General features: G+C 72.3%; 11 protein-coding genes. 3 read left to right on the top strand and 8 right to left on the bottom strand.

Annotated features, from left to right (window positions below; genetic code table 11):
• Positions 1 to 2,549, bottom strand: a 2,549-nt coding sequence (locus AC1D1T_RS12350) for a hypothetical protein (RefSeq protein WP_477991931.1), incomplete at its 3' end; no start/stop codon positions are given.
• Between the two features lie 275 nt (positions 2,550 to 2,824).
• Here AC1D1T_RS12350 and AC1D1T_RS12345 point away from each other — a divergent pair.
• Positions 2,825 to 3,241: a hypothetical protein gene (locus tag AC1D1T_RS12345; RefSeq protein WP_477991930.1), complete on the top strand. Its 417-nt coding sequence runs from the start codon at positions 2,825 to 2,827 to the stop codon at positions 3,239 to 3,241.
• On the opposite strand, the gene AC1D1T_RS12340 is transcribed toward AC1D1T_RS12345, so the two are convergent.
• From AC1D1T_RS12340 to AC1D1T_RS12320, 5 genes are read right to left on the bottom strand one after another with little or no spacing between them, the layout of a single operon-like run.
• Positions 3,242 to 4,096 (bottom strand): MipA/OmpV family protein, encoded by an 855-nt coding sequence (locus AC1D1T_RS12340; RefSeq protein ID WP_465111288.1) that lies wholly within the window; start codon positions 4,094 to 4,096, stop codon positions 3,242 to 3,244. It abuts the gene before it with no gap.
• Positions 4,096 to 4,488 (bottom strand): Ig-like domain-containing protein, encoded by a 393-nt coding sequence (locus tag AC1D1T_RS12335; protein ID WP_156154668.1) that lies wholly within the window; start codon positions 4,486 to 4,488, stop codon positions 4,096 to 4,098. Before AC1D1T_RS12335 ends, AC1D1T_RS12340 begins: the two co-directional genes overlap by 1 nt.
• A gap of 18 nt (positions 4,489 to 4,506) precedes the next feature.
• Positions 4,507 to 5,538, bottom strand: a complete 1,032-nt coding sequence (locus AC1D1T_RS12330; protein WP_477825010.1) for an MBL fold metallo-hydrolase — start codon at positions 5,536 to 5,538, stop codon at positions 4,507 to 4,509.
• 38 nt (positions 5,539 to 5,576) lie between these two features.
• The gene (locus AC1D1T_RS12325; RefSeq protein ID WP_465111286.1) at positions 5,577 to 6,194 is read right to left on the bottom strand and encodes a TetR/AcrR family transcriptional regulator; all 618 of its coding nucleotides are present in this window, start codon (positions 6,192 to 6,194) and stop codon (positions 5,577 to 5,579) included.
• Positions 6,195 to 6,253: 59 nt separating this feature from the next.
• Positions 6,254 to 7,798, bottom strand: coding sequence for a vWA domain-containing protein (locus tag AC1D1T_RS12320; RefSeq protein WP_477825009.1), 1,545 nt, complete (start codon positions 7,796 to 7,798; stop codon positions 6,254 to 6,256).
• 155 nt (positions 7,799 to 7,953) lie between these two features.
• Here AC1D1T_RS12320 and AC1D1T_RS12315 point away from each other — a divergent pair, with 155 nt between their 5' ends.
• On the top strand, positions 7,954 to 8,592 hold the full coding sequence (locus AC1D1T_RS12315; RefSeq protein ID WP_477825008.1) for a sigma-70 family RNA polymerase sigma factor: 639 nt from the start codon (positions 7,954 to 7,956) through the stop codon (positions 8,590 to 8,592).
• Complete coding sequence (locus AC1D1T_RS12310) at positions 8,589 to 9,728, top strand: hypothetical protein (protein ID WP_477825007.1); 1,140 nt, start codon at positions 8,589 to 8,591, stop codon at positions 9,726 to 9,728. Before AC1D1T_RS12315 ends, AC1D1T_RS12310 begins: the two co-directional genes overlap by 4 nt.
• Positions 9,729 to 9,844: 116 nt before the next feature.
• Here the strand turns inward: AC1D1T_RS12310 and AC1D1T_RS12305 are convergent, their stop codons facing one another.
• Positions 9,845 to 10,801 (bottom strand): D-2-hydroxyacid dehydrogenase family protein, encoded by a 957-nt coding sequence (locus tag AC1D1T_RS12305; protein ID WP_477825006.1) that lies wholly within the window; start codon positions 10,799 to 10,801, stop codon positions 9,845 to 9,847.
• Positions 10,798 to 12,168, bottom strand: a complete 1,371-nt coding sequence (locus tag AC1D1T_RS12300) for an MmgE/PrpD family protein (RefSeq protein ID WP_465111281.1) — start codon at positions 12,166 to 12,168, stop codon at positions 10,798 to 10,800. Before AC1D1T_RS12300 ends, AC1D1T_RS12305 begins: the two co-directional genes overlap by 4 nt.
• Between the last annotated feature and the right edge of the window lie 10 nt (positions 12,169 to 12,178).

Here is a 12,178-nt window from a genome sequence, read left to right as displayed (position 1 = left end):
GGGCTGCGCCAGCCGGGCAGTTGCGCGAGCCAGGTGTCGTGCAGCGCGCGGCCGAAATCCTCGCCGAGGCGGTGGTAGCTCTCCCACTGCGCCTCGTCGAACGATTGGTCGCCGGTCGATTCGTGCGGAAAGCRCTCGTGCTGCCGCGCATAGGCCAGCAGGTCGACGTCGAGCGCGTCGTGCAGGTTCGGCTTGACCACCAGCAGCGTGCCCTCGGGCCGCCACGGCCCGCGCGGGCCGGCGCGCTCGCGGTAGCGCACGCGCGCAAGCAGCACGCCGCGGGTGGAGTGGTTGTCGGCCATGTGCTCCGGCGACAGCACGGTCAGGTCGCTGCCGGCCAGGCTGAACAGGTGCTGCGCCTCCTCGCGGGTGTAGAAGTCGATCTCGGCGCCGAAGTCGATGCGCGCCTTGCGCACCAGGTTCTCGATGTCGCCGAAGCCGTAGTCGGCATCGCAGCTGGCGTCGGCGAGCACCATGAAGTCGGTCTCGCGCTTGAGCAGCGGGTAGATGCCGCTGTTCTCGAAGTGCCCGCCGTCCGACAGGTACCACCAGGGCCGCTCGACGCCGAAGAAGGTGGCCGAGGCCTCGCTCGCCAGCATCAGCGGCTTCGGCGCGAAGCGCCACGCGAGCCGGCTGAGCCAGCGCAGCTGCACCGATTCGCGCGGCGCGCGCACCCAGTGGCCGAGCCGCACGCCGAGGAAGTACACCAGCAGCGCGAGCCCGCGCGAGGTGTACGAGCCGGCCCCGGGCGAGGCGGCCGCGCCCGACACCGCGATCCAGCGGCCCAGCGTGCCGGTGTCATCGTCCGGCTGCAGCGCGACGAACTCCGTCGGGCCGATCTCCAGCCCGCGCCAGGTGGCCGTCACCGCGGTGCCCTTGCGGTCGGCGTTGTACAGGCCGCTCTGGTCGTCGCGCGTCTGGTTCAGGCAGGTGTTCACCAGGTGGATCGGGCCGCCGCGAGCCTCGGGGCGGTAGCTGTCCAGCGCGGTGTCGTCACCGTCGACCACGCTGGTCACGTCCTGGGCCGGGCCGCCCTGGGTGCCGTGCGCGACCCCACCGACCAGGCCGCGCCGCGGGTTGCCCACCGCGAGGTAGGCGCGCGTCAGCCGCGCCCGGTAGAAGCTGTGCAGCGACGAGGTGTTCGCCATCTGCGCATTGCCGGCGGTCAGCACGATCCAGCCGAGCCACAGCGCGCCGACCAGCACGGCGCGCATCCACGCCGGCACCTCGCGCAGCGCGCTGAAGGTCTCGGGCGCGAACACGAACCACTGCAGCACGACCAGCCAGGCCGTCACCAGCGCGAGCAGGCCGACCAGCGAGCCGACGTCCATCAACCGCGGCAGCCAGCCGCGCGCGCGGGCGCCGGCCTCGGCCGCCATCTGCTGCAGCGGCTGCGCGAGCCGGCGCAGCACCAGCACCACGACGCCGCCGAAGCCGACGCCGCCCCACAGCCACTGGTTGCCCGATTGCAGCTCCTCCAGCACCCACCAACTGGTGCGGTCGAGCGCGCCGAGCCCGCCGATCGCGGCGACGACGAGCGTGGCCGCCTTCAGCCAGCGCGTCAGCTGGTTGCGCAGCCGCGCGACGGCCAGCGCATGCGGCTCGCGGCCGAGCGCGAGGCGCGTCTGCACGAACAGCTGGCCGACCACGATCGACAGCAGCGCGAGCAGCGCCGCGGTGGCCCAGTCGAGCGCGTCGCGCACCGGGTTCACCGTGCTGCCGCTGCGCAGCTCGCGCAGCAGCAGCCACGCGGCGAAGGCCATCGCGGTGACGAACACCACGTCGCGCCAGCCGGGCCCTACCGCACGCGCATCGGGGTCGTGCGTGTCGCGCGCGGCCCAGTAGCCGGCCACCAGCCCCGGCGCGGTCGCGGCCCACAGCGCCAGCGCGGCCGGCCACCACGGCGTGAACCACCGCTCCCAGCCCTGCGGGTCGAGCTGCTGCGTGCTGTGCTGCCACAGGTGCGGCGCGATCACCAGCAGGCCGAGCAGCATGCAGGCGAACATGAACTCGGTGTGGATCGCGAGCCAGGCGCGCAGGTAGGTGACGACCGCGATGCCGATGTCGCGCGAGCCGGCCGGCGACAGGTAGCGGCCGTTGCGGCGCAGCCATTGCAGCACCGGTGAATCGCTGCGCGCGAGCAGCGCCTGCGCCTGCTGCAGCCCGAACGCGTTGACGAGGCGGCCGAACATCGCGCCGGTGTAGCCGCCGCCCGAGACGGTGGACAGGTAGTCGACGCGGCCCAGCAGGCCGTCGGCCACCAGCGAGCGGTCGGCCGGGTCGGCGCGCTCGCGGTTCGGCTGGCCCTGGCTCTGCGACAGGCCACGCAGCAGCCCGAGCGCGAAGGTCGCGCTGCGCACGCCGCCGCCGGACAGCGCGAGGCCGACGGTGGGCAGCTTCAGCGCCGGGTGCTCGTCGCCGTCGGCCAGGCCGAGCGCATGGCGGCGCCGCGCCTGCAGCGCGAGCTGTTCGGCCTGTTGGAGCGCTTTCCAATCATCTGGCAAAGAGCCGGCCGGCAACGCTGCCGATCCATCGTCTTGAGGCTTCATGAGCCGTGTCCCCTGGGGCCGTTCGTGTGGCGGCCTCGCCGCGACTGTAGGACCGCGCGGGAAGCTTGTCAGCCGCTGTCTGACCTGCGACCTAGGGGGCTGCCCGACACGCTGTGTCAGCGCGATGAAACCCAGCTGTAACCGGCTGTGCGGGCGCCAACAAATGCCGTGTTCTTGTGCGCGGACCCGCCCCCGGGTCCGAAACGACGGCTTCGTGCCGACGCCGGGCCGTCGAAAAGAAAGGGCACAGACAGACCCGATCGAAAGCCCGCCCCATGTTCCTGCCCCGCCCCCTCATCGCCGCCTGCCTCGCCGGTCTGTCGCTGGCCGCATTCGCACCCGTGGTGGCGGCCGAGACCTGGGGCCTGCACATCGCGAGCAAGCACATCCCGGCGAAGCGCTACAACAACTCGAACCCGGGCCTCTACTACCGCAGCGACGACAACTGGACGGTCGGCGCGTATCGCAACTCGCTGCGCCGCAACAGCGTCTACGCCGGCTACACGCTGGAGCACGGCCGCTTCGGCGTGACGATGGGCGGCGTGACCGGCTACGACCACGCGGTGCAGCCGTTGTTCGTGCCGACGGTGTCGCTGTTCACGGTGCACGGCGTGACGACGCGCATCGCGTTCATTCCGCGCGTTGAAAAACGCATCGGCTCGCACGTGCTGCACCTGATGGTCGAGTTCTGATCAGGGAACCCGCTGCTCACTCTTCCATGGCGTCCAGATGAGGGCCGCCGCGAAACTGGCCGTGCTGCTGCGCTCGAACAGCGGGCTCGCACGGTTCGCCGCGCCGGCGTGGTTGTTCAGCGAGGCACCGAGGCTCAGCACCGTGTCGGTCGCGATGCGGCGTGACCACCACGCGCGCACGCCGCTGCCGAAGTAGCCGGAGCTCGCGTCGTAGGCCGGCCGCTGCGCGGTCGCGTAGCGCGGGTCCACCTGGTAGAAATAGTCGTGCAGCGATTCGCTGGCCCAGGTGCTGACCACGCTGAGCTGCACCTGGCTCTCGCTGTCGGGCCAGCCGCGGCGCTGCCAGCGCAGCTCGGGTTCGACAACGCTGCCGTGGCGGTCGATGCCGCGCCCGTCGGTCGAGAACACCGCGCGCGCCTTCAGGTGGGCACTGAGCTGCTGGCCGTCCTGCAGCGGCAGGCGCCAGCGCAGCTGCGGGCCCAGCTCGAACAGGTAGTCGAGACCGGGCATGCCGCGGCGAGCATCGTTGTCGCGTGCGTTGAACGCGGCCGCGCCCGACAGGTCGAGTTCGAGGCGCCCGCCGGCGAACAGCCGGCTGCGCACGCCGTCTTCATCGACACGCAGGCGCTCGCCACGGTAGACGAAGATCGGCACCGGGGCGATGCGCGCGTGGCGTGTGCCGGCGGCGGGATAGTCGGGGCCGTTGACGGCGACGCCGCCGACGCCGATCTCCCACAGTGGCTTGCCGCTCGGCGTGGCCTCGATCTTCACGGGCGGGGCGTCGGCCTGCTGTGCGTGGCTGAGCGTGGTGGAGAGGAGCAGCAGTGAGGTGAAGACCCGCGGCAGCCGGCGCATCAGGGCGTCACGCTCAGGGCCAGCGTGTTGCTGTCGGCCGCATGGCCGTCGTTGTCGACCGCCCGCGCGTACACGCGCACCGTGCTGCGGCCGTCGGTCGGGCCGGTCAGCGTCCATTCGTAGGGCGGGGAGCTGTCGCCGCCCAGCAGCACCGAGCTCAGCCCGTCGAGGCGGTAGAAGCGCACCTCGTCGATGCCGCTCTGGTCGCTCGCGGCAGCGGAGAGGCGCACCGAGCCGCCGGCCTGCACCGACGATGACGAAGCCACGAGCTGCACGCTCGGCGGGCCGTCGTCATCGAAGCCGTTGCTCCATTCGACGTAGAAGCCGCCGCCGCAGGCGGTGAGCAGCGCCGCGCCGGCGAGCACGGCTGAAAGGGGGGCAGGTCGTCGCATCAGTGGATGCTACCCCGCTCACACACTCGTCCACCACCGTTTCCCCGGCTGCGGTGCGTCCAGCGCGAGGCGCTCGCCCATTTCAGGCGTGGCCAGCCGCACGCCATGCGTCGCGGCCAGGTCGAGGATGCGGTCGAACGGCTCGTGCCACGGGTGCAGCGCCAGGTCGAAGGTGCCGTTGTGCACCGGCATCAGCCAGCGCCCGCGCAGGTCGAGGTGGGCCTGCAGCGTCTCCTCGGGCTGCATGTGCACCTCGGGCCACTCCTTGTCGTAGGCGCCGGTCTCGAGCAGCGTCACGTCGAACGGGCCGAAGCGGTCGCCGATGGTCTTGAAGTCGGCGTGGTAGCCGGTGTCGCCGCTGAAGAAGAGCCGCAGGTCGCCCGCGACGATGACCCACGAGGCCCACAGCGTGCGGTCGCCGTCGCTCAGGCTGCGGCCCGAGAAATGTTGCGCCGGCGTGGCCACCAGCTGCACCCCGTGCACGCTGGTCGACTGCCACCAGTCGAGCTGGCGCACCTTGGCGGCGTCGATGCCCCAGCCGATCAGGCGCTCGCCGACGCCCAGCGGCGTGGTGAACACTTCCACCTTCGGCGCGAGCTCGAGGATCGCGGCGTGGTCGAGGTGATCGAAGTGGTCGTGCGACAGGATCACGCCCTTGATCGGCGGCAACTCGGCGATGGAGATCGGCGGCGCATGGAAGCGCTTCGGGCCGGCCCATTGCACCGGCGACGCGCGCTCGGAGAACACCGGATCGGTGAGCCAGAACTCGCCGGCCAGCTTCAGCAGCAGCGTCGAATGGCCGAGCCGGAACAGGCTGGCATCGGGCGCCTCGGCCAGTGCCGCTGCGGTGAGCGCCTGCACCGGGATCGGCGCATGCGGCACGGTGGTGTCGGGCTTGCTGGTCAGCACGCGCCAGGCGATCGACAGCGTCTTCAGGAAGCCGGGCGACTGGCGCGGCGCGACGTTGCGGAACTTGCCATCGCGGTGCTGCGGCGACTGGCTGTGGTCGGCAGGGGCGATGCGGCGGGGGCAGAGGGAGGCGGAAGTCATGGCAGGGTCACTCCGGGTGGGCATTCAGGGGCGCACGCTCAGCGGCGCGTCGAGACAGGTGCGGGCACGCGGCACACCAGCCGGATCGCGACGCGCATGCGCTCGCGGTACTCGGCGGTGCTCTTCGCCTGGTGCTTGATGCCGTGCGATGCGGCCGTCAGGTGCAGCGCCAGGTCCTTCGCGCCGAGCCCGGCTTCCTTCCAGCCGGCGGCGATGCCGCTGGCCTGCAGCACGCGCGACAGGTCGGCGACCATCGCCTGCTCGAGCTCGTCGAGCACCGGGCCGACCAGCTGCGTCGCGGTGGCGAACAGCTCGGCCAGGTGCTCCTGCGGCATCTCGCTGCCGTCGCCCTGCGACTTCAGCGCCATGAAGGCGACGAGCAGGCGCTCGTCGATCGGCAGTTCGTCGCGCGCCAGCGCCGCGCGCATCGTGGCGCGGCTCTGGCCGATCAGCTGGACCACCACCTCCTTGAACAGCGCCTCCTTGTTGGCGAAGTGCAGGTAGAGGCCCTGGCGCGACAGGTCGGCGGCGCGCGCCAGGTCGTCCATCGAGGTCTTGCGGTAGCCGTAGCGCAGGAAGACGCCGGCGGCGGATTGCAGGATGGCGTCGCGGCGCGCGCTGGTCGGATCGACCGGATCGAGGGTTGCAGAAGGCATCGGTGAAGCAGGCGGCAGGTTGATCGATTGCCGCTACTTTACACTATGTGCACACAGTGTCAAGTACGCTTCAGCTTCGCCAACTCATCGCCGACCAGCTTCACGACCAGCCGGTCCAGCGTCTGCACCGAGTACTGCTTCACGTCGTGCGTGGTCTGCGTGCCGGGGCCGCTGCCCGGGTCGGCCGCATCGCGGTAGGTCAGGAACACGAAGCGGCCCGCGGTGTACTGCGCCATCTGCCGGTAGATGTACTCGCCGACCGGATCGAGCCCGCTCGCGCCGACCGCGAACAGCTTGATGCCTTTCGCGAGCGCGGCCTGCATGTCGGTGTCGTACTGCGGGCCGCCGTAGTCCAGGTGCGGCGGCGCATCGGCCACCAGCACCACCATGCGGGCCGCGTCGCGCCGCCAGCTCAGGCCGTGCACCACCTCGTGCAGCGCCTCGTTCAGCGCCTCCGGCGTGTCGCCGCCGCCGTTCGCCTGGACCTGGCCGAGCACCTGCTGGAAGCCGCGCAGGTCGTCGGTGAAGTCCTGCGTGCGCGTGAGGAACGCATCGCCGCGGTCGCGGTAGGCCACCAGGCCCCAGCAGACATCGGGCTGCACCGGCAGTTGCGAGATCTGCTGCGCCATCGCGTGCATCGAGTTCTTCAGCTTCGCGATCTCGTCGCCCATCGAGCCGGTCGCGTCGACCAGGAACACCAGGTCGAGCCGCGGACGCTGCGCCGCCACCGCCTGGCCGAGGCGCACCTGCACCGCGCTCGCCTGGCCGCGCTGCAGTTGCGCGCGGCCTTGCATGCCGTTCTTGCGCACCGCGATACCGAGGATGCGGTCGCCTTGCGTGCCCTGCCCCAGGAACGCACGCGGGTGCAGCCAGACCCGGCCGGCGGTGTCGGTCCGCGCCCACATCACCGGCTGCGCGACGCCGGCGCGCTGGATCGCCACCTCGGCGTCGTGCACCGGGTCGCCCTGCGCATCGGTCACCTCGAGCAGGTAGCGCTCGCTGATGTCGCGCTCGCGCACCGGCAGGCCGGCGTTGCGCTGCCGGTAGGCGAGGTACTCGCCGAAGTCGGCGTTGTCGTCGACCATGCCGGCGGTGACGGTCTCGCGCGCCGGACGGGGCTTCGTCGGCTGCGGCGCGGGCGGGGCCGGCCAGGGCTCGGGGGCGAACGATCCGCTCGCTTCGGCCGACGGTTTCGCGGCGGGAGCGACCGGCGCGACGGCCATCGGCGCGCGCTCGCGCACCGCATCGGCCGCCGAGCCCGCGGCCATCGCCGGCTCGTCGCGCCGCTCCGGTGCCGACTTCGACTCGGTCTTCAGCGACTCGCGCTCGAGGCGCTCGGCGCGGCCCAGGCGCCGGTTGCCGTACTGGCCGGGGCCGCCCGGCACCTCGCGCATCGCCGGCAGGCGGTGGCAGCTGGTGGCCGACGGCGGCGAGAACGCGGGCGGTGCATCGTCAAGCTGCGGCTGCGCGTCCTGCCACACCGGCGGCCAGGGCTCGGCGGCCTGCGCGAGGTTGCCGTCCAGGCTGCCGGCGCAGGCGGCCAGCAGCAGCGAGGCGATCAGCACCGAGGTCAGCGTGCGGCGCGGGGTCTTCATCGTGTCCATGCGGGTCTCCAGGGTTGTCGGAACGTGACCCTGGCTGACACGTGGCAGCCGGTGCGATGGGGTGAACCTCGCCGCGATATTTTTGCGGGCCGTCGTTTCACCCCGTTGCGCACCGCCGCGCGTATCACCCACCGTATCAGGCAGACTGCCATGCCATGCACCCCGGCCCCCACACCGATCCCAGCGACGACCACCTGATGAGCGCCTATGCCGGCGGCGACGCCGCCGCCTTCGAAGCTTTGTATGCCCGCCACCAGGCCGGGCTGTACCGCTTCGTGCGCCGGCTGCTCGGCGGCGCGCTGTCGGCGCAGACCGACGAGGTGTTCCAGGACACCTGGCTGCGCGTGGTCAACGCGCGTGCCAGCTGGCAGCCGCAGGGCGCGAGCTTTCGCACCTGGCTGTTCACGCTGGCGCACCACCGGGTGATCGACGTCTGGCGGCGCAGCGGCCGCGAGGTGTCGATCACCAACGACGACGATGACGACGCGCCGTGGGAGCCCGAGGCAGCCGAGGGCGTGCCATGGCAGCAGTGGCCGGCGCCGCAGGGCGAAGACATCGCGTTCTGGCGGCGCGCCGGCGAGCGCCTGCTGGCCTGCCTGGAAGAGCTGCCGCTGCCGCAGCGCAGCGCCTTCCTGCTGCACCACGACGACGAGCTGCCGCTGGCCGACGTGGCACGGGCGCTGGAGGTCGGCTTCGAGACCGCGAAGACGCGGCTGCGCTACGCGATGAGCAAGCTGCGCAGTTGCATGGGGGCGTACCTCGCGCCGCTGAACGGCACGGAGGCTTCGCGATGAGCGGCGAACCGGACATCGAGCGCGACGACATCGAGCACGACCGTCACCTGCGGCAGGCGCTGCGCCATGCGCCGGATGCCGATGCGGCGCCGCCGGCGGCGCTGCGCGAGCTGATCCTGCGCCAGGCGCAGGCGAAGGCGCGCGAGGGACGGCCGGCTGCTGCGGCGACACCGTCGGTGGGGCAGCGGCTGTGGGACTGGATCGGCCGCCCCCGCTTCGCCGGTGCGCTGGCCGGCGTGATGGTGATCGGCTTCGCCGGACTGCTGTGGCGCGATCGCCCGCCGGAAGAGGCACTGCCGCCGCGGGTGGCGATGCAGGCGCCCGCCGCGCCGGCGCCGGTCGCGGAGCCCGCACCGGTCGAGCAGGAGAAGAAGGCCAAGACGGCGCCGGCGGGCGAAGCACCTGCACCGGCGCCCGCGCAGGCACAGGCTCCGCGCGTCGAGAAGCCGAAGCCGGCGGCACCTCACCGCGCCGAAGAGGCCAAGCGGCGTGATGCGGCGGCCGATTCGCGCGGCATCGTGGCCGAGGAAACGACGCTGCAGATGCCGGGGCCGACGGCGGCAGCACCGCCTGCAGCTGCACCCGCACCTCTGCCCGCGCCGGCCCCGCCTGCCGCACCGCGCTCACCCGATTCCGGGGCCGGTGCGAAGGCGGAACGCAGCCGCAACGAGAGCCGCGAGCGCAGCAGCGAGACTCCTGATCAGAGCGCACGTGTCGCCGCCAAGATGGCCGCGCCGGCTCCCATGGCCGCAGCGCCCGAAGCCGCGGCGATCGCCAGCTTCGCCGCCGCCGGCCCTGCGATCGCCCAGCTGCGCCAGCAGATCAGCGGCGAGGCGACACGCTGGTACTGGCAACGCCCCGGTGGCCCGCAACACCCGTTCGACAACGCCGTCAGCCGCTGGCTCGGCCGGTTGGAGAGCGCCTCGCACGGGCGCTGGCAGAGCCTCGGCAACGTCCGGCCCGCGCCGGGCACCGAACTGCAGTTGCTGCGCGACGGCGAGGTCACGCAGCGCCTGCAGCTGACCGACGATGCGTTGGTGTGGGAGCGCCGCGACGTGGGCGAGACGCTGCGCGCGCCGCTCGATGCGGCGACGCTCGCGTCGCTGCGCCAGGCGTTGGAGGCGGCGACGCCTTGATCACCATGTCCCGTTCGCCCTGAGCAGGGACCGAGCCTGCCGAGGGCCCGTCTGTCGAAGGGTTGCGACCGAAGCGCGCGGGCCTTCGACAAGCTCAGTCCGAACGGGAGTGGGGGTCAGCCCTGCGCCAGCCAGGCCGCCAGGCCGGCCGTGATCCCGCTCGCGAAGCGCTGGAACACCGGCTCGACGACGAAACCCAGGTGCGGCGTCAGCAGCAGGTTCGGTGCCTCGCGCAGCGGATGGTCCGCCGCCAGCGGTTCGGCATCGAACACGTCGAGCGCCGCGGCCCCAGGCCGCCCCTGCTTCAGCGCCGCCACCAGCGCGTCGGTGTCGACCAGCGACGCACGCGAAGTGTTCACCAGCACGCTGTCCGACCGCATCGTCGCCAGCCGCTCGGCGTTGATCAGGTGCCGCGTCTCGGCCGACGGCACCAGGTGCAGGCTGACCACCGCGGAGGTCGCCAGCAGCTCGTCGAGCGACACCGCGCTCGCGCCATGCTGCAGCGCGCGCGCCTCGGTCATGTGCGGGCTCCAGGTGACCACGTCCATCCCGAAGGCCCTGCCGACCGCGGCGACCCGCCCACCGATCTCGCCGAGACCGATCAACCCCAGCCGCTGGCCGTGCAGCACCGGCGCCAGCGGTTCGGCCGCCTCGCTGCGCCAGCCGCCGGCGCGCAGCCGGGCGCTCGCCGCTGCCACCTGCTTCACCGCGCCGAGGATCAGCGCCCAGGTCAGCTCGCAGGTCGCGCTCTTCGACGGGCCCCATTCGGTGTGGTGCACCGGAATGCCGCGTGCCTGCAGCGCCGCGGAGTCGAGCGCGTTGTTGCGCGTGCCGGTGTAGGCGAGGAAACGCAGCTTCGGCAACTGAGCCAGCAGGTCCGCACCGAACGGCGTGCGGTCGCGCATCAGCACGATCGCATCGGCCTCCCGCAACGCAGCGAGCAATGCCTCGCCACGCAGCGGCACGTGGTGGATCGTCACGTCGGCCGCCGCGTCGATCGCGCGCCAGTCGCCGAGCCGGCGGAAGCTGCGCTCCCAATCGTCGAGGACGACGATGCGCGGACGCCGGCTCATGGCCGAGCCAGCGCCACCAGCGCTTTCAGGTCCGCCGCGCTGCCGGCCTTCCAGCCGGCCGCGATCAGCTGCTTCGTCTTGGCGGCGCCGAGCACCGGATCGGAGAGGCCATGGAACTTGCCCTCCAGCGCCGCGTCGCTCATCGGCTTCTGCAGCGAGCCGATCGCGTGCTCGACGAACACATGCACCCGGCGGCCGTCGCGCAGCACCGCGGTCACGTCGGCGCTCGCCTCGTCGATGCGGTCGTCCACCGTGGCCACCACCTTTCGGCGCAGCGCCACCATGTCGGGCCGCGTCACCACCGCATCCGAGAACTCCTCTTCCGCCGCATGGCCGAACACCAGCCCCGCCGCGCAGCCGTGGTAGACGCTGAACTTGCCCTGCAGGCCGTCGGCCGGCTCCTTCTTGCCGGTCAGCTCCAGCACCAGCGAATGCACCTTCAGCTCGAGGCGCTCGACGTCTTCCGCGCGCACGCCCTGCTCGCGCAGCTGCACGCAGGCGTCGATGCTCGGGTGGATCACGATGCCGCAGGCGAACGGCTTGTAGCTGTTGAACGAGATCTCGAAGCGCTCGCCCAGCTCGTCGGTCACCTCGTTCCAGGCGCACTTGGTCGACACCACCTGCGCGAAGCCGCGCGGCGCCTCGATCGCCTTCGGGCTGCTGGTGAAGCCGTGGCGCGCGAGCAGCGCCGACATCAGCCCGGCGCGCGCCGCGGCCCCCGGGTGGAACGGCTTGGTCATCGTGCCGAACTGCTCGCGCAGGCCGACCGGCTGCGAGGCCGCGATGCCCAGCGCCATCGCCGTCTGCTGCACGTCCAGCCCGAGCAGCCGCGCGCAGCCTGCCGCCGCGCCCAGCATGCCGGTGGTGCCGGTGATGTGCCAGCCGCGGTCGTAGTGCTCCGGGTAGACGGTGTTGCCGAGCCGGCAGGCCACGTCGATGCCGATCACCAGCGCATCGACCAGCGCGCGGCCGCTGGCCCCCTGGTGCTCGGCCAGCGCGAGCAGCGCCGAGGCGACCGGTCCGGCCGGGTGGATGATGGTCTTCAGGTGGGTGTCGTCGAAATCGAAGGTGTGCGAGGTGATGCCGTTCACCAGCGCAGCGCTCGCCATGTCGACGCGCTCGCCGCGGCCGAGCACGGTGGCCTGCGGGGCCGGCTGCAGCATGTTGACCGCCGCCAGCGCGGCATCGGCCGCCTCGTGGCGCGCCGCGCCGACCGCGCAGCCCAGCCAGTTCAGGAAGGTGCGGTGCGCCTCGTGGTCGACCGCATCGCTCCAGCCGCGCGACGGGTGTTCGGCGACGAAGCGGGCGAGGATCTGCGTGATCGGCGGGGCGTTGTGGTCGGCGGCGACCTGGGTGTTGCGGGCCATGGGAACTCTC

It is taken from the genome of Rhizobacter sp. P2_H3, assembly GCF_056403355.1.
The sequence above is the reverse complement of the archived record's forward strand: the minus strand, read 5'-3'. Positions and strand labels throughout refer to the sequence as shown.

Excerpts from the sequence above, each read along its gene's own strand:
- AC1D1T_RS12345 (WP_477991930.1), top strand. The coding sequence starts at position 2,825 with ATGTTCCTGCCCCGCCCCCTCATCGCCGCCTGCCTCGCCGGTCTGTCG.
- AC1D1T_RS12340 (WP_465111288.1), bottom strand. The coding sequence starts at position 4,096 with ATGCGCCGGCTGCCGCGGGTCTTCACCTCACTGCTGCTCCTCTCCACC.
- AC1D1T_RS12335 (WP_156154668.1), bottom strand. The coding sequence starts at position 4,488 with ATGCGACGACCTGCCCCCCTTTCAGCCGTGCTCGCCGGCGCGGCGCTG.
- AC1D1T_RS12330 (WP_477825010.1), bottom strand. The coding sequence starts at position 5,538 with ATGACTTCCGCCTCCCTCTGCCCCCGCCGCATCGCCCCTGCCGACCAC.
- AC1D1T_RS12325 (WP_465111286.1), bottom strand. The coding sequence starts at position 6,194 with ATGCCTTCTGCAACCCTCGATCCGGTCGATCCGACCAGCGCGCGCCGC.
- AC1D1T_RS12320 (WP_477825009.1), bottom strand. The coding sequence starts at position 7,798 with ATGGACACGATGAAGACCCCGCGCCGCACGCTGACCTCGGTGCTGATC.
- AC1D1T_RS12315 (WP_477825008.1), top strand. The coding sequence starts at position 7,954 with ATGCACCCCGGCCCCCACACCGATCCCAGCGACGACCACCTGATGAGC.
- AC1D1T_RS12310 (WP_477825007.1), top strand. The coding sequence starts at position 8,589 with ATGAGCGGCGAACCGGACATCGAGCGCGACGACATCGAGCACGACCGT.
- AC1D1T_RS12305 (WP_477825006.1), bottom strand. The coding sequence starts at position 10,801 with ATGAGCCGGCGTCCGCGCATCGTCGTCCTCGACGATTGGGAGCGCAGC.
- AC1D1T_RS12300 (WP_465111281.1), bottom strand. The coding sequence starts at position 12,168 with ATGGCCCGCAACACCCAGGTCGCCGCCGACCACAACGCCCCGCCGATC.